The organism is Pedobacter sp. UBA4863 (assembly GCF_002399615.1).
In the GTDB taxonomy this organism is placed as follows: domain Bacteria; phylum Bacteroidota; class Bacteroidia; order Sphingobacteriales; family Sphingobacteriaceae; genus Pedobacter.
On the sequence record NZ_DHDZ01000011.1, the window covers coordinates 1 to 17,075 of the forward strand.

Below are 17,075 nucleotides of genomic sequence, written 5' to 3' on the forward strand. Positions count from 1 at the left end.
CTGCCTACTTTTGAGACAGCCCCATTTTTTTTTGAACTAATATTTATGAAAACCTTTCAATTCACGTTAACAGTAGTATAAAAGTTAAAGAAATAGCGAACAATCCCTAATCAAAAATTTTTGATACAAAAGCCTTAAATCATTAACAATGCGTAAGTTTATCCTATCAATTAAACATACATATTGAAAATGAAAAAAGTTATACTTAACCTACTTTTTGCAGGTTTAGGAGGTAGTGTTTTAGCACAAGATGCTGTTACCTATCAAACTCCTCCAAAAATAATGTCCGATTTGTTATTGGCCAAGCCAACCCCGGGCGTTAGTATCGATAGCAAAGCAGAATGGATTTTATTTAGCGATCGCAATCCCTATCCTTCTATTGAAGAATTGGCCATGCCAGAGTACAAAATTGCAGGCATGCGCATTAATCCTAACAATTACTCCCCTAGCCGACAAACTTACATTAACAGCTTTAGCTTAAAAAACATTAAGACCGGCAAAACCAACCCCGTTACTGGCTTACCTGCTACTTTATATGCAGGCAATGTTCGTTGGAGCCCTAGCGAAACCAAAATCGCGTTCACACAAACATCGCAAAACAGAATTGATTTATACATTATTGATGTAGCTACCGCTAAAGCTACAAAAATTAACAAACAACCTTTAAATGCCATTTTAGGTGCTAGTGTAATATGGGTAGATGACAACACCTTAATTTACCAAACAGCTACCAAACCAGCAACAGCAGCACCAAAACGTCCTTTGGCACCAAAAGGCCCTACGGTACAAGAAAACTTGGGCAAAGTTGCTCCAAGTGCTACCATTCAAGATTTAATCAAATCGCCTTACGACGAACAATTGTTTGAGTTTTTTGCAACCTCACAGTTGGTACAAAATAAAGGCGGTATAGAAACTGCAATAGGTAGCCCCGCCATCTATAGCACGGTAAACCTATCGCCAGATAAAAACTACTTAATGGTGCGTACCATTCAAAAACCGTTCTCTTATTTAGTGTCTGCCTATGGCTTCCCTTCTACGGTAAAAATCATCAATAGAACAGGAAAAACCATTAAAGTACTGGCAGAGTTACCTTCAACCGAAGTTCGTCCTTCTGGCTACGACAACGTACAAAACGTTCCTCGTGGTTTCGACTGGAGGGACGACGAAGCGGCAAGCGTAGTTTGGGCACAACCCTTAGACAGTGGTTTAATTAAGAAAAACGTACCCTTTCATGATGCTGTTTATGAGCTAAAAGCGCCATTTACAGGTGCCAGCAAAGAGCTTTTCAAAACCAAAAACCGTTATGCCGGTACAAGTTGGGGAAATGCTAACCTTGCTTTAGTAAGAGAAATATCGAGAACTAAACAAAGCAGTAAAACTAGCCGTTTTAACCCCTCTACCGGTGCTTTAGAAACACTTTATGAGTTAAACACTACCGATGCCTACAATAATCCGGGCTCGCCAATAACAACGAAAAACAAATTTGGCCGACAAGTGATCTTAACTACCGATAACGGCACTAAACTCTTGTTAAACAATACCATGGGCGCTTCGCCAAAAGGTGATTTACCATTCATCGCTAAATTTGATTTAAACACTAAAAAATCGGAAATATTATGGCGTTGCCAAGAAGGTACTTTCGAGATGGTAACCGATGTACTAGACCCGCAAAAACTGGTTTTATTAACCCGTAGAGAAAGCAAAACCGAAGTTCCGAATTATTTCGTTAAAAACTTAATGCTTCGTATTGCAGACAGGCAAATTACCAATTTCACTAATCCATATACTGCTTTAGAAGGCGTTACTAAACAAAAAATCAGCTATAAACGTGCCGATGGTGTAGATTTAACAGGCGATTTATACCTTCCAAAAGGCTATAACAAAGACAAAGACGGGCCATTGCCTACCTTAATTTGGGCTTACCCACGCGAATTTAACTCGGCCAGTGATGCCGCACAAGTGAGAGGATCTGAAAACAAATTCATTACCATTAGCTCTGGCGGGCCAATTTTTTACGTTACGCAAGGCTATGCAGTGTTAGACAACGCCGAAATGCCAATTGTTGCCGCAGCAGGCAAACGTCCTAACGATTCGTTTGTTGAACAACTAAAATTAAATGCCAATGCCGCCATCGATAAATTAAGTGAAATGGGCGTGGGCGATAGAAACCGTATGGCGGTAGGCGGCCATAGTTATGGTGCCTTTATGACTTCCAATTTATTGGCACACACCGATTTGTTTAAAGCAGGTATTTCTCGAAGTGGTGCCTACAACAGAACCTTAACACCATTTGGTTTCCAAAACGAAGACCGTACTTACTGGCAGGCCCCTCAGTTGTATTACGAAATGAGCCCTTTCAGCTATGCCAATAAAATTAAAACCCCTATCCTGTTAATTCATGGCGAAATGGACGAGAACCAAGGTACATTCCCTATCAATAGCGAACGTTTATTCAATGCAATTAAAGGACATGGAGGCACTACTCGTTTTGTTTACCTGCCTTACGAAGGCCACGGTTACAGAGCTAAAGAAAACATTTTACACATGATTTGGGAAACCAATAAATGGCTAGACACCTATGTGAAAAATGCGAAACCAGCCACAAAGTAAGTTGTAATAACAGGCCTAATCGCCCAACTATTCAAACGTCCGGTGGATTTAATTATTCATCGGACGTTTTTTTTGTTAGAACATCAAGCCCATTGCCTCTTTTGTTCCGCTAGCCTTGCTTTCTGCTTAAGTCCCAGTCAAATCGGGAGCTATCGCTGCCAATCAAACTTAGGAGGATAAATACCAAATAAACCCTTATGGATTAGAAATCTATAGTTTTAGCACAGGTTGAAAGTCTTAACAGTAGTTACTTCCAAGTCATTTGCACGAGCAGAATATGGAAATAACGACATCTCTACCATAGATTTCTCTTCGTGCCTCATCGATATGACGGAAGCAGTGTAAAACATTTATAGAAACTAAAGCAACTGTAATAAATTACAGGATTTTAACCTTTAACTAGATCACAATAATTAACTTATTTCTATCCTAAAGAAAGTATCTTTGTTGTGTCATGAAAAAAACAATCGAAGTAATTACTGCAAGCCGCAAGGCCTTATTAAGCTTGGTTGAAGATTTGAGCACTGAGCAAATGAACAAAATACCCACAGGTTTTAACAACAACCTAGCGTGGCAAATAGGGCACATGGTGGTTAGCCAGCAAATTCTATGCTATAAGCTATCCAACAATGCTTTCGTCATAGATCCCACTTTGATAGACAAATACAAAAATGGCTCTAAACCAGAAAGTTTCATCTCGGCCGAAGAAATTGCCCAAATGAAAGCTTATTTGTTAACTAACATAGTGCAATTAGAAGAAGATCTAGCTACAGACAAATTCGTTAATTATACACCCTATAGCGTAAGCACTTACAAAGGCGACCGATTAGAGAAAGTTGAAGATGCCATTAAGTTCCTGGTATCGCACGATGGTTTACACTACGGTTGTAGCCTAATGATCAAGAAATTTGTTTAGTTTATTTGATGCGATATTTTTTTCATATTGGGTATAATGGCCATACCTACAATGGTTGGCAACGGCACCCTAAGGCACATAGCGTACAAGAAGTTATAGAAAGCAAGTTGAGTGCTATCTTCAAAGTTCCAATAGGCATTGTAGGCTGTGGCCGTACAGATACCAGCGTACACGCCAACCAGTATTTTTTTCATGTAGATATTGCACAAGAGATAGATTTCGACCTGTTCTTTATCTTAAATAGAATTTTGCCCCACAACATTGCTGTGTTCGATATCATCCCTATGGATGGCAAACAACACGCCCGATTTGATGCCGTACAACGCAAATACGACTATTACCTACATACCTATAAAAATCCATTTTTGGGGCAGTTGAGCTCTTATTACAACGTAACAAAGCTTAATACCCAAGAGATGAAGAAAGCAGTAGCATTACTGCCAAAATATAAAGACTACAGAGCTTTTTGTACTGCACCAGACAAAAACGAACATACCATTTGTAATGTAATGGAAGCAAAGCTTTATTGCTCTGCCGACGAGCAACATTTCCGTTTTCATATTGCTTCAAACCGTTTTTTAAGCAAAATGATAAGAATATTGACTGGAAATTTATTGAAGATTGGCAAAAACGAACTCAGTATAGATCAGTTTGAACATCACCTATCTACCCTAGAAATTCCCGAAACCTTTGAAATTGCCAAACCAACAGGGCTATATCTCTCAAAAGTAACCTATCCCTACCTTAATTTAGAACCTAGAACAGAGTTTAACAACTTCTCAAAAAGCGATTGGATAGAAATTTAGCGGTTTAGTAAAGTAACTGTTTTAAACTAAAAATCTTATTTTTAAAAAAATAAAGATGATGAGCTTTGAAATTGATATCCAAACCTACCAAGATCTAAATATCTTTCAGGGTAGTAAATCTGAATTTTCTGTATACAGCTTGTTCAATAAATGTAAAACCGTAGCTGGCAATCAAAAAATTCAAGAAATGATGCGCAGTCCGACAAATGACTTGGACGTACTTGAAAAACGAACAGCTGCATTCAATTTTCTATCTGAAAATGTATTCTATTTGGATATCTCAAATGAGCAATTAGATCTAATTTTGCATTATCTGAATTATGGAAAAAGAAAGCTGAGAGGCAATTTGATTGATGCTCTCGCTATTTTTATCAAAAATAAGTTTCACGAAACGCAAGACTATTATGTTGTTAAAATAGGCTTAAAATATCTTTTACACCTAATTAAAAGCTGTTATTCATTATGCGATTATCTACAGCAACCTCACGCCCCCATACATTTAAAGGACATAGGTGAGGAAATGCAAGATATTATCGAGAAACTACCTCTTTATAAAAAGAGAGCATTCTCTATAAAACCAATTAAATTTTACGAGCTGAGCAAATTAGATTCGCTTATAAGAACCAGAGAAAACATTATTTTGTTGCATAATCTTCTTGATTGTGTCCATAGAGTTGATGCGCTGCAAACTATTGCAAGCATGTGTTCAGAAAAAAATTTCACTTTGCCAAAATACTTGCCTGGTGCAAACAAATTGAGTGTAAATATTGATGGAATTTATCACCCAGCAATTCCATCTGCGGTAAAGAACGATGTCACTATAAACCATGAGAACCATTTAACTTTTTTAAGTGGCTCAAACATGGCTGGAAAATCTTCATTATTGAAATCGCTCGGTATCGCCATTTATCTGGCTCATATTGGATTTCCCGTTCCCGCATCATCTATGCGTACTACCATTTTTAATGGCTTAGTAACCACAATAAATATTGCCGATAATGTGCAAAACGGGCTAAGCCATTATTTAAGTGAGGTGCTAAGAGTTAAATACCTATTAAATACCCTTGTCGAAAGGCAGAAAATATTTGTCATATTAGACGAACTTTTTAAAGGAACCAACGCAAAAGATGCTTCTGAAGCAACCGAAATTGTTGTTGATGGTTTTTCCAGAATTAAAAACTCGGCATTCATAATTTCAAGTCATATTACCGAATTAGCAGATCGATTTGAAAAATCTAACATTTCTTTGATGCACATGGAGCATCTTATGGTAGAAGACAAACCAGTTTTCACCTACCAAATTAAAAAGGGCGTAACTAAAGACGGAATTGGAATGTTTTTTATATATAACGAAAATATCCCTTCACTACTTTATGACGCTGAAAAGGCATCCATAAAATAACCAGGTTCAATAAACATTCCTTCAAACCTAAGAACATTATCCATCTCCTATTTGTTATTCATCAAACATTAAAACCTAAAAAAGATGAACATCACAGGAAATACAAAAGGTGGCAAGCCAGAGAAAAACCAACCCCATGTTAACAAACCAGTAAATTCGGTTAAAGAAGACATTGAGGCAGGCAACATAAAGCCAGTTAAGAACCCTGAGCCAGCAAAACAACGCGAACAGAGCGAACAGCCCGTGCATTCGGTAAAGAAAGCACCAAAGGATAAATAAAGATAAAGCCTCAGCAGCTAAACTACTGAGGCTTTATCTTTCGTGCTCCCGACGAGATTCGAACTCATATCGATGGTACCGGAAACCATAATTCTATCCATTGAACTACGGGAGCAAATTTTGGCAAATATAGCTAATCAGTTTGTTTGTTCAATAGTTCTTGCCACACATTCTATTTTAAAAACCAACAATCTAAAATAATTAGCCTTAATTATCGATAAATACAGCATTTTCAAAAATAAAAACGCAACTTTACACGCCCATAGAGTAAAAACACACCTAGTCCACCGCTTATGGAAGAACTGCAAGTAGAAGAAGTATTACATTTATTAGAAAGCGAAAACGATAGGCAATTAAAAGCCTATTTAAACGAACTAAACATTTCGGATGTTGAAGAACTAATAGATGAACTTCCCCAATATGCAGTTAAATTTATCGAAACGCTTTCCATCAAAAGAGCGGTAAACGTTTTTCGTATCCTCGATTTCCCTACTCAAGAGCGGATCATTAAAAAACTACAGGCCAACAAGCTCACCGAAATTATTAGGCAATTACCGCCCGATGATAGAACCGCCCTATTTAGTGAGTTACAAGGAGAAGCCGTAAAAAAGCTATTGGTACTCTTACCAGACCACGACCGTAAAGAAGCCCTAAACCTCTTAGGCTACCAAGAAGATAGTGTGGGCCGCTTAATGACACCAGATTTCATTGCAGTAAAAACCGACTGGACAGTACAAAGAGTACTCTCACACATTCGTAGGTACGGCAAAAACTCGGAAACCATTGACGTAGTTTATGTAATAGATAAAGACGGCGTATTACTAGACGATATTCGTATTCGCGAAATACTCCTCTCAGACCCAGAAGCAAAAATTGGTGAACTCACAGACAACCGCCTCATCTCGTTAAATGTGAACGATCCCCAAGAAGAAGCCATCAACGTTTTTAAAATGAATAACCGTGTGGCCCTACCTGTAACCGACGATCAGAAAGTACTTTTAGGCATTGTAACCGTAGATGATATTTTGTGGATAGCCCACGAAGAATATACCGAAGACATGCACAAAATGGGGGGTACACAAGCCCTCGACGAGCCATATCTCGACGTACCCGTATTTCAACTCTACAAAAAACGTGTAGTTTGGTTAATCGTACTTTTCTTTGGCGAGCTGCTCACCATTGCCGCCATGTCTGGTTTCGAAGACCAAATTGCCAAAGTAGTAATTTTAGCCACCTTTATTCCATTAATTATCTCTAGCGGCGGCAACAGCGGTTCGCAGGCAGCCACCCTAATTATCCAGGCCATGGCGCTCGGCGAGGTTACCATTAAAGACTGGTGGAATGTCATGCGCCGCGAAATTTTCTCCGGAATTTTTCTGGGCACCACCCTATGCTTGCTCAGTTTTTGTGTAATAGCCGCTTGGCAAATTATCATGCCAGGTTTTAACGAACACTACATACGCATTGGCTTAGTAGTAGGCTGCTCGCTAGTTGGCGTAGTACTTTGGGGCACCCTAATGGGCTCTATGCTGCCATTACTGCTCAAAAAACTAGGTGCCGACCCTGCCGCATCCTCTACCCCCTTTGTAGCTACCTTGGTAGATGTAACCGGTTTAATCATCTATTTTTCTTTTGCATTCTTGTTTTTAAGAGGCGTATTGCTCTAATTTAGAAAAGCAAGGTCAACCACATTTCGGATACAGTAACCCCGCTTTCACTTCTATTCCCGATGAAAAATCGGGATATAACCATTCAATCGGGTTTATCACACAAAGGCTTGTACACATCGCTTCAGTTTTAAACCCAACGTTAAATTTACTTGCAATAAAAAGAACAAATTGAGAACTTTAGCTAAACAATAACAAGTATGAGCAACCAAAACCAACTTTCTACAGCACAGCAACAAGAGCTAATTAGCATTTTAAAGAAGCGTTTTGAGAAAAATATGAACCACCACGAAGGTTTAGCGTGGGCAAAAGTACAAGCGAAACTAGAAACCTCTCCTAAAAAGCTTTGGATTTTAAACGAAATGGAAGTTACCGGTGGCGAACCAGATGTTGTTGGCTATGATAAAGCTACAAACGAATTTATCTTTTACGATTGTGCCGCAGAAAGCCCAAAAGGACGAAGAAGTATTTGCTACGATCAAGAAGCGCTAGATTCAAGGAAAGAACATAAACCAAAGCATAGTGCCATAGGCATGGCTGCAGAAATGGGAATAGCACTTTTAACCGAAGAACAATACCACGAACTGCAAAAACTAGGCACCTTCGATACAAAAACTTCAAGTTGGCTGGCCACCCCTCCCCAAGTTAGAAAACTTGGTGGTGCCATCTTTGGCGATTGCCGCTTTGGCCGTGTATTTGTTTACCATAACGGTGCCGAGTCTTATTACGGCGCTAGAGGTTTTAGAGGCTCTTTAAGGGTTTAAAAAGCATTTGCATTTATAAACCATCACTTTTTAAAAGATTTCTCCTAACGTAGAAATGGCGGCAAGACGAGATAAAACTTTGTCAACTTTCTATGCAGTTTACCCAAAAAGTTGATAAAACTAAACCTTATAAAAAAAGCCTCTTAGATTATAAAAATCTAAGAGGCTTTTGCTCTTTACAAGTCCCCTTTAGGGGATTTAGGGGTTAAACATTAAACCTAAAGTGCATAATATCGCCGTCTTCTACCACGTAAGCCTTACCTTCCACGCCTAATTTACCTGCTTCTTTACAAGCATTTTCAGAACCTAGGGTTACAAAATCGTTGTACTTAATTACTTCGGCACGTATAAAACCTTTTTCAAAATCTGTGTGGATTACGCCAGCAGCCTGTGGCGCTGTAAACCCTTTGGTAATGGTCCAAGCCCTTACCTCTTGTACACCAGCCGTAAAATAAGTATATAAATCTAACAAGCGATAAGCTGCTCTGATCAATTTCGCCACACCAGACTCATCTAAACCTAAATCTTGCAAGAATATTTGACGCTCTTCGTAATCCTCTAACTCTGCAATTTCAGATTCAATTTTTGCCGAAATAATTAACACCTCTGCATTCTCGCTAGCTACTGCAGCCTTAACCTGCTCTACATAAGCATTTCCGGTTATTACCGAAGCCTCATCTACATTGCAAACGTACATTACAGGCTTTTGGGTTAATAAACCTAAGCCGCCGATGAATTCAAAATCATCTTCCGTTAAATTTGCAGAACGAACAGAATTACCCGTTTCTAAATGATTTTTTACCACAGAAAGAATATCAAACTCTTTTTTGGCATCTTTATCATTCTTCGCTTGTTTTTCTATCTTTTGGATGCGCTTACTTACCGTATCCAAATCTTTCAGTTGCAATTCGGTATCAATAATTTCTTTATCACGAATTGGATCTACAGAACCATCAACATGGATAATGTTGCCATCGTCGAAACAACGCAAAACGTGAATAATGGCATTGGTAGCTCTAATATTGCCTAAAAATTGATTGCCTAAGCCCTCACCTTTCGATGCTCCCTTTACCAAGCCTGCAATATCTACAATTTCTATGGTATTAGGCACTACACGCTGTGGTTTCACCAACTCCGATAGTTTGTTTAAGCGCTCGTCTGGAACAGTAATTACGCCCACATTGGGTTCTATTGTACAAAAAGGAAAGTTAGCCGACTGCGCTTTTGCGTTTGATAAACAGTTAAATAAAGTCGATTTCCCAACATTTGGTAAACCTACTATACCACATTGTAATGCCATTTTAATTCTTTGATTTTAAATTTATGATTGTAGTGGATCGAACAAAAGCTTATCCATCAAGTTTTTCAAGGCGCAAAGATAACAAATAGATTTACGATTTTAGTGCCTGCTATATCAGTTAGTGCCAAAATGGCTATGTTTTATTCCCAATGTATCAAATAAAGGCACGGTATTCTTATTTGTAGTAATGTAACAATTTATTTAGCTTAGTAGAATCAAATAAAATTATGGAAAATAACTTCGAACAAACTACAACAACTGGAGAGCAAGAAAATGCGCCTCAATTAATCGTAACGGAAGATATGCGCAGCTATCTCTATGACATGGCTGGCTGGGCTAAATTTCTTGGCATACTGGGCTTTGTCTTTTCGGGCTTAATGGCAATTATGGCCCTTGGCATGGGTGCCATGTTTACTACTATTTCGCAAATGTCAGGTATGGAAATGTACAGTGGCCTAGGTGGAGGCGTATTTACCTTTGTATTTTTTCTTTATGCCTTACTATTTCTTTACCCTAGCTTAATGCTTTTTAGTTATGCGGTTAAAGCTAAACAGGGGGTATTATATGCCGACCAGCTTAGTTTAGAAACAGGTATTCGCAAGCTAAAATCGTTTTTTAAGTTTTACGGCATACTAGCAATTGTATTTATTATTTTATATGCTCTTATCTTTCTATTTGCAATAATAGGTGGCATAGCAGGCCGTTAATGATATTTCTCCATGCCTTTAGCCGGCTGCCACTTACTGTTGGGCTCAAAATAGTTCCATAGCATTTTACTGAGGTTTCTAATGAGTGTTGCCCCCTCGTTATCGTATTTCCAAGAAGTATCTTTTTGGTTTTTGGTAATGATACAGGCTACATAATCTCCGTGTGGTGCATTTACTAAAAACACTTCAGATCTGGAGGCATCTACTGCACCAGATTTAGAAGCCACCTGTACATAGGGAGGTATTTCGGCTAAGGCATCATTATCAAAATAAATACGGATTAAATTCCGGTATATCCTTTCAGAAGCCGCTTCGCTAATCATTTTGCCCTTTCTAATTAAAGTGAGCAAGGTGGCCATTTCGCGAGGTGTGGTTTGCCCCCAGCCATACCTTTTCCAATCTTCTCGCCTCCCTGCAGTCCTAGAATTCACCTTAGTGTGTTGCAGGCCATATTTTTCTAGTAATAAGTTAATGGCAGTTCCGGTTCCGGCTAAACTTTGGCTCCATAAACTTGCGGTATTGTCGCTTGTGGTAATCATCAACATCAGCACTTTGGCTAACCATATCTTTTCTCCATCCTTAAACGATCCCAAAATATCTTCGCCGGCATATAGCAAGCTGTCTTTATAGGTTAATTGGGTTTTATAAGCCAGCTCTCCTTTTTCTATCTTATCAAAAATCCCGCAAGTAATGGGTACTTTAATCATACTTGCCGTTGGAAATATAGTGTCGGCATTAAGCACTGCTATTTTACCTGTTTTTAAAGACTTTACATAAATACCTACCTCGCCTTTAAAGTCTTTGGCCAATTCGGCAATCATTTTATTAAGTTTTGCATCTACTCGCTCGGCCTGAGAAAAAGCATTTAAGGAGAAAAGGCTGGCGATAAAAAATAAGGAGAATTTTTTCATAATTTTTAGGGAGTTTATCTTGCCATATACACACAGATGCAATTATTTATACATAGAAATAGATTAATCAAAAATATTGAGCGCCCTAAATCTGTGTATCCCGTAATCGGGACAAGCGCTGTGGCTACTATGTTTGGCACTTTATTTAAACAAAAATCCCTCCCTAATTGGGAAGGATTATATACCTGGTTTTAATTCTTAGAATGAAAAATCATCATCTGATTTTGCAACATAATCTGTGTTCTCAGAATATTCGTAACGTTTTTCTACTACATCTTGGCGAGATTTAATATAGTCAACTGTTTCCGTTAGCCCCTCTGTAAATTTCTCAAAATCTTCTTTGTACAAGAAAATTTTATGTTTTACAAAAACACCGTCTTCTAATCTTTTCTTACTTTCGGTTAACGTAAGGTAGTAATCACCTGAACGTGTTGCTTTTACATCAAAAAAATAAGTGCGCTTACCTGCTCTTACTTTCTTAGAAAAAACCTCTTCTCTCTCTTTGTTGTCGAAATCTCCCATTTTTTTTATTGTGTGTAGTGTGGTTTTGGTTGGGGTAAATATAATGCAATAATTTCCAAATTTCCAAATAGAAACGGTAGTAGTTACAGTTTTTTTTTAATATTTTATAGATTTTCTTCTTCTAGCAACTGATTTTGATACAACTCTGTGTAGGCTCCGCCTTGCTTCAGTAGTTCATCATGTGTACCCTCTTCTACAATACGGCCTTCATCTAGCACCAAAATTTTGTCGGCATTTTTTATGGTAGAAATACGATGTGCAATTAGCACACTGGTATTTCCTTTCATTAAACGGCCTAAATTTCTAAGAATTTCCTCTTCTGTTTTGGTATCTACTGCCGACAGGCAATCGTCGAAAATAAGTATTTTAGGAGCTTTTATTAAAGCTCTTGCTATGGCTACCCGCTGTTTTTGTCCGCCCGAAAGCGTAATGCCCCTTTCGCCCAACATGGTTTCAAATTGTTGCTGAAAACCTATAATGTTATCGTAAACTGCGGCATCTTTAGCGGCTTGCTCTACTTGTGGGTTACGTACGGTATCTAAACCAAAGGCAATGTTATTTTTTATAGTATCAGAAAACAAGAAAACCTCTTGTGGCACAAAACCAATTTGGGAACGATATTGTTGCAAATTAAGCTTTTTAAGAGGCTTACCATCTACTTCAATTTCGCCTTGGGTGGTATCGTACATGCGCATTATTAAGTTGGCCAAGGTAGATTTACCCGAACCTGTTTTACCTATAATCGCTAAAAAATGTCCTTGTTTCACTTCGAAACTTATGTTCTTCAAAGCTTCGATGCCCGTATCGGGGTATGTAAAACTCACATTTTTAAAAATCAGGTTTCCGTTTAATGAAATCTCCTCTTTACCTGTTTTAATATCGGGTTGTAACTCTAAAAACTCATTGATCCGTTTTTGAGAAGCTGCGGCACGCTGTATAAGCGTAGTTACCCAGCCCAACATGGTAACAGGAAAAGTAAGTTGGTTAACATAAACAATAAATTCGGCAATGTTGCCTGGCGTAATGGCACCGTCTATTACTTGTTTACCACCAATATAAATCGTTAAAATGGTGCTTATGCCTACTAGAAGCAGCATAGTTGGGTAAAAAAAAGCCTGCACCTTAACTAGGCTCATGGAGTTTCTTTTATAAGCATTGCTTTCTTGCGCAAAAACTTCTTGTGCATAAGCTTCCCTTACATAAGATTTCATTACCCTCACCCCAGAAAAGCGCTCTTGCACAAAACTCGACAATCGTGAAAGTTGCTCTTGTATCTTTTCACTTTTATGATTGATAATAGTATTCACATAGTAAATAGCGATCACCAAAATAGGCAGGGGCAGCAGGGCATAAATGGCCAAGGTAGTATTTACCGAAAACATAAAGTAAATGACCAAACAAAAAAGTACCGTGGTATTAATGGCATACATAATAGCTGGGCCTACATACATGCGTACTCTATTTACATCTTCGGTAGCTCGGTTCATTAAATCGCCGGTGTTGTTACGACGGTAAAACCCCAAGGTAAGTTTTTGGTAATGCGCATAGATTTCATTCTTCATGTCGAACTCTATATGCCTAGACATCAAAATAATGGTTTGGCGCATAAAGAAAAGAAACAACCCTCTGAACAAGTATAAAAGAAGAATTAATGCACCAAAAAACAATAAGCTATACCCAAAAATATCGTAAACAATTGCCTGTCTATCAAAACCATTGTACAACCTATAAATAGTAATATTATCGGTAATGAGGTTAAAAGCATGTCCCATTACCTGGGCAGGCACCACCCCAAAGATGTTAGAAATTACCACAAAAAAAACACCTGGCAAAACCCTCCATTTGTACTTTATAAAATATTTATTGAGGAAAAATAAGTGTCTCATTGTAGGGCAAAGTTAAGCTTTTGGTTCATTAGTTCATTGAAAATTGGTTAGTTGCCCAGTTATTTTGTTAATAATGGATGACCGATAGGCAATGATTTATTGTTATGCCATTTATCTATCAACAATTGACAATCAACTATCTGCCAAAGGGAGATACACTTTATTTAAAATACGCTTAGATTTAATGATTTTTTTGTCTTAGTTTTGCAACTTACGTTTCAACGTTATTTCTATGGCGCAAATCAGTTCTTCTAATTATGCTATTTTAGCGCAATTAAGCCAATCTGGCCACAAGAAAGTGGTATTTTGTAACGACCCTTCTACCGGATTAAAAGCTATTATTGCCATACACGATACTACTTTAGGCCCAGCTTTGGGTGGTGTTAGAATGTGGAACTACAACTCGGAAGCCGAAGCCTTAGAAGATGTTTTACGCTTATCTAAAGGCATGACCTATAAAGCAGCCATTGCAGGTCTAAATGTAGGTGGCGGCACTGCGGTAATTATTGGCGATTCTAGAAAACAAAAAAGCGAAGCTTTAATGCGCAGTTTCGGTCGTTTTGTTAAAAACCTAAACGGAGAATTTATTGCGGGCGAAGATGTAGGCACTACGGTACGCGACATGGAGTACATCCGTATGGAAACACAGCACGTTACTGGCGTTCCCGAATCGTTAGGTGGTGCGGGCAATCCGGCCCCTTATACTGCAAAAGGTGTTTACTTAGGCATTAAGGCATGCGTTAAAGAGGTTTATGGCACGGATGAATTGGCAGGCCGATCTGTAGTGGTACAAGGTGCGGGCAACGTTGGCGAACATTTGGTAGAATTGCTAAGAAACGACAACGTAGAAGTTTACGTAACCGATATTAACGAAGACCATATGCGGGTAATTGCTCGTAAATACAAAGCAAAAGCCATAGAGGCCGATAAGATTTTTAATGTTGGAGCCGATATTTATGCCCCTTGTGCTTTAGGCGCTACCATTAACGATAAAACTTTAAAAACCATGAAGTTTGCCATTATTGCAGGTTCGGCCAATAACCAACTGGCCGACGAGCAAGTGTATGGACAGCTTTTACACGACAAAGGAATACTTTATGCGCCAGATTATTTAATCAACGCTGGTGGAATTATCAGTTGCTACTCGGAATTAACCGGCTTCGGAAAAAAACGCACCATACAACTTACCGAGCATATTTACGAAGCTACCAGAGAAGTCATCAAATTATCAAAATCTGAAAATATACCCACTAATTTAGCCGCTGCCCGTATCGCCGAAAAACGTATCGACGATATAAAGAAAATAAAATCATCCTATTAATTTAATAAATAACACACAAAAGGTAATTATACCACAATCGTTCTTACATTCATGTTAAACAGAAGGCACTTAAGAATTAAAGCCATGCAAAATATCTTTGCTTGGCACACCACCGAAAAAAAAGACACGGTAAGCAGTCAGAAAACTTTAATGAAAAGTATTGATGAAGTAAATCAGATGTACGTTTCTATGCTAGCACTTATAGTTGATGTTACCGAATATACTGCAAATGATGCCATAGAAAGGGCCAACAAACATTTGCCTACTGCCGAAGATCTAAATCCAAATCAAAAATTATTGCACAACAAGTTTGTGAATGTTTTAAAGCACAACCCAGCATATGTTGCCGCAGTAAACAAATATCAAATTAACTGGTTTGCAGACCCAGAATTGGTTAAAGCAATATTTAATAAGTTAAAAGAAACCAAAGAATACGAGGCGTATTTAGCCGAAGATGCGGAAGAAACCCTAGAAAGCTCCAAGGAAATCATCAAGTTTATCTTTCGTAAAATGCTCTTGAAAAACGTAAACGTAGTTCAAGCGTTTGAAGATAAATTTATTAATTGGCCGGTAGATCGCGAAGTAATGCAGGGCATGATTGCCAAAACCTTAAAAAACTTCGAATCGGAAAACCCTTTAGAGAACAAGCTTACGCCTATTAGTGCCGACTGGAAAGAAGACAGCACTTTTGTGCAAGACCTTTTCGCTTATACCCTTAAAAACGACGATAAATATCAGGCCTTAATTGCAGATAGAACTAAGAACTGGGAGTCGGAACGTATTGCCTTAATGGATACTATTTTAATGAAAATGGCCATTTGCGAATTGATGAACTTCCCTTCTATCCCGGTTAAGGTTACCATTAACGAATACCTAGAATTATCAAAAGATTACAGTACACCGAAAAGTAATACTTTTATAAATGGTATCTTAGACAAAATTTTAAACGATTTAAAGAAAAACAACAGTATTAAAAAGTTAGGTAGAGGATTAATTGATGAATAATCATAAGGTTGAATGAATGATATGCAACTTTATAACGTTTCAACATTACAACAACAAAATAATACAGATGAAAAAACTTTTTTTAATTGCTATTTGTAGTGCAACGTTTATCGCTTGCCAAAATAAAGCTAGCGAAAACGGAACCGTTGCTACAGATAGTACATCGACCGCAGTAATTGCCGAGGCAGATGCACCAAAAGTACAGGTAGAAAAAGCAATCTACGATTTTGGCACGATAAAGCAAGGCGAAAAGGTTAGTTACGAGTTTAAGTTTAAAAACGTTGGCAAAACCCCTTTAATTATTACCAACGCTACCGCAACTTGTGGCTGTACAGTACCCGAATACCCCTCGCAGCCTATTAAACCAGGCGAAGAGGGTACAATAAAAGTAATTTTTGATAGTGCAGGCAAATTAGGATTGCAAGATAAAGTGATAACCATTAGCTCTAATGCCAACCCTAAGTTTGAAGAACTGCACTTAGTAGGCGACATTAAGGAAAAATAGACATCAGTTTATAGGGGTAGCTTTACGATAGGCTATTGGTGCAAATTACCTACACGGACTAAGGACTTATCCTTTTACGAACTATAAGCTATTAACTAAACAACAGTAAAACAATATTTCAACAATAAAAAACAACACAAAATGATATCAACAGTAATTTTACAAGCAGGAGGCTCAGGAACACAAACGTTAATTATGTTTGGTTTAATGGCTGTGGTAATGTATTTTTTCATGATTAGACCACAAATGAAAAAAGCTAAAGAACACAAAAAATTAGTTTCAGAATTAGGTATTGGCGATAAAATTGTAACTACAGCAGGTATTCATGGTAAAATTGTAGGTACAGCAGAAACTACCTTCCTTATTGAGACAGAAGGAGGTGGTAAAATCCGTTTCGATAAATCGGCCATCTCTCTTGATGCAACAAAAGCCGCTGCGCCAAAAGCATAGTAAAAAATAAGGTTTAGCCACAGA

General features: G+C 38.1%; 16 protein-coding genes and 1 tRNA gene. 12 read left to right on the forward strand and 5 right to left on the reverse strand.

Going from position 1 to position 17,075, the window contains the following annotated elements:
- The first annotated feature begins 189 nt into the window (after window positions 1–189).
- The 5 genes from B3I52_RS01505 (at window position 190) to B3I52_RS01525 (ending at window position 6,013) form a co-directional block, all read left to right on the forward strand.
- Window positions 190–2,610 carry a S9 family peptidase gene (locus B3I52_RS01505; RefSeq protein WP_293297813.1) on the forward strand — a complete coding sequence of 807 codons (2,421 nt, stop codon included), beginning with the start codon at window positions 190–192 and terminating at the stop codon, window positions 2,608–2,610.
- A gap of 454 nt (window positions 2,611–3,064) precedes the next feature.
- Window positions 3,065–3,526 carry a DinB family protein gene (locus tag B3I52_RS01510; protein ID WP_293297815.1) on the forward strand — a complete coding sequence of 154 codons (462 nt, stop codon included), beginning with the start codon at window positions 3,065–3,067 and terminating at the stop codon, window positions 3,524–3,526.
- Between the two features lie 8 nt (window positions 3,527–3,534).
- On the forward strand, window positions 3,535–4,332 hold the full coding sequence (gene truA, locus B3I52_RS01515; RefSeq protein ID WP_293297817.1) for a tRNA pseudouridine(38-40) synthase TruA: 798 nt from the start codon (window positions 3,535–3,537) through the stop codon (window positions 4,330–4,332).
- A gap of 55 nt (window positions 4,333–4,387) precedes the next feature.
- Complete coding sequence (locus B3I52_RS01520; protein WP_293297819.1) at window positions 4,388–5,734, forward strand: MutS-related protein; 1,347 nt, start codon at window positions 4,388–4,390, stop codon at window positions 5,732–5,734.
- 84 nt (window positions 5,735–5,818) lie between these two features.
- Window positions 5,819–6,013, forward strand: a complete 195-nt coding sequence (locus B3I52_RS01525) for a hypothetical protein (RefSeq protein WP_293297822.1) — start codon at window positions 5,819–5,821, stop codon at window positions 6,011–6,013.
- Window positions 6,014–6,056: 43 nt separating this feature from the next.
- Here B3I52_RS01525 and B3I52_RS01530 read toward each other — a convergent pair.
- Window positions 6,057–6,128: transfer RNA gene (locus B3I52_RS01530), tRNA-Arg, on the reverse strand.
- A 178-nt stretch (window positions 6,129–6,306) separates the two neighbouring features.
- On the opposite strand from B3I52_RS01530, the gene mgtE reads away from it, so the two are divergent.
- Window positions 6,307–7,680 carry a magnesium transporter gene (gene mgtE / locus B3I52_RS01535; RefSeq protein ID WP_293297825.1) on the forward strand — a complete coding sequence of 458 codons (1,374 nt, stop codon included), beginning with the start codon at window positions 6,307–6,309 and terminating at the stop codon, window positions 7,678–7,680.
- Window positions 7,681–7,880: 200 nt separating this feature from the next.
- A complete protein-coding gene (locus B3I52_RS01540) occupies window positions 7,881–8,444 on the forward strand; it encodes a DUF4256 domain-containing protein (protein WP_293297828.1) in 564 nt (187 codons plus the stop codon).
- A gap of 205 nt (window positions 8,445–8,649) precedes the next feature.
- On the opposite strand, the gene ychF is transcribed toward B3I52_RS01540, so the two are convergent.
- Window positions 8,650–9,744, reverse strand: coding sequence for a redox-regulated ATPase YchF (gene ychF, locus B3I52_RS01545; protein ID WP_293297829.1), 1,095 nt, complete (start codon window positions 9,742–9,744; stop codon window positions 8,650–8,652).
- A 227-nt stretch (window positions 9,745–9,971) separates the two neighbouring features.
- Here ychF and B3I52_RS01550 point away from each other — a divergent pair, with 227 nt between their 5' ends.
- Window positions 9,972–10,451, forward strand: a complete 480-nt coding sequence (locus B3I52_RS01550) for a DUF5362 family protein (RefSeq protein WP_293297832.1) — start codon at window positions 9,972–9,974, stop codon at window positions 10,449–10,451.
- On the opposite strand, the gene B3I52_RS01555 is transcribed toward B3I52_RS01550, so the two are convergent.
- The 3 genes from B3I52_RS01555 to B3I52_RS01565 form a co-directional block, all read right to left on the reverse strand.
- Complete coding sequence (locus B3I52_RS01555) at window positions 10,448–11,362, reverse strand: serine hydrolase (RefSeq protein WP_293297834.1); 915 nt, start codon at window positions 11,360–11,362, stop codon at window positions 10,448–10,450. The two genes, B3I52_RS01550 and B3I52_RS01555, sit on opposite strands and share 4 nt — an antisense overlap.
- Window positions 11,363–11,560: 198 nt before the next feature.
- Window positions 11,561–11,884: a DUF3276 family protein gene (locus tag B3I52_RS01560; RefSeq protein ID WP_293297837.1), complete on the reverse strand. Its 324-nt coding sequence runs from the start codon at window positions 11,882–11,884 to the stop codon at window positions 11,561–11,563.
- A 104-nt stretch (window positions 11,885–11,988) separates the two neighbouring features.
- On the reverse strand, window positions 11,989–13,770 hold the full coding sequence (locus B3I52_RS01565) for an ABC transporter ATP-binding protein (RefSeq protein WP_293297840.1): 1,782 nt from the start codon (window positions 13,768–13,770) through the stop codon (window positions 11,989–11,991).
- 232 nt (window positions 13,771–14,002) lie between these two features.
- On the opposite strand from B3I52_RS01565, the gene B3I52_RS01570 reads away from it, so the two are divergent.
- From B3I52_RS01570 to yajC, 4 genes are all read left to right on the forward strand, one after another.
- Window positions 14,003–15,091, forward strand: coding sequence for a Glu/Leu/Phe/Val family dehydrogenase (locus tag B3I52_RS01570; RefSeq protein ID WP_293297843.1), 1,089 nt, complete (start codon window positions 14,003–14,005; stop codon window positions 15,089–15,091).
- 84 nt (window positions 15,092–15,175) lie between these two features.
- Window positions 15,176–16,096: a transcription antitermination factor NusB gene (gene nusB, locus B3I52_RS01575; RefSeq protein WP_293297845.1), complete on the forward strand. Its 921-nt coding sequence runs from the start codon at window positions 15,176–15,178 to the stop codon at window positions 16,094–16,096.
- Between the two features lie 67 nt (window positions 16,097–16,163).
- On the forward strand, window positions 16,164–16,601 hold the full coding sequence (locus B3I52_RS01580) for a DUF1573 domain-containing protein (protein ID WP_293297847.1): 438 nt from the start codon (window positions 16,164–16,166) through the stop codon (window positions 16,599–16,601).
- 141 nt (window positions 16,602–16,742) lie between these two features.
- On the forward strand, window positions 16,743–17,051 hold the full coding sequence (gene yajC / locus B3I52_RS01585) for a preprotein translocase subunit YajC (protein ID WP_293297849.1): 309 nt from the start codon (window positions 16,743–16,745) through the stop codon (window positions 17,049–17,051).
- The last annotated feature ends 24 nt before the right edge of the window (window positions 17,052–17,075 follow it).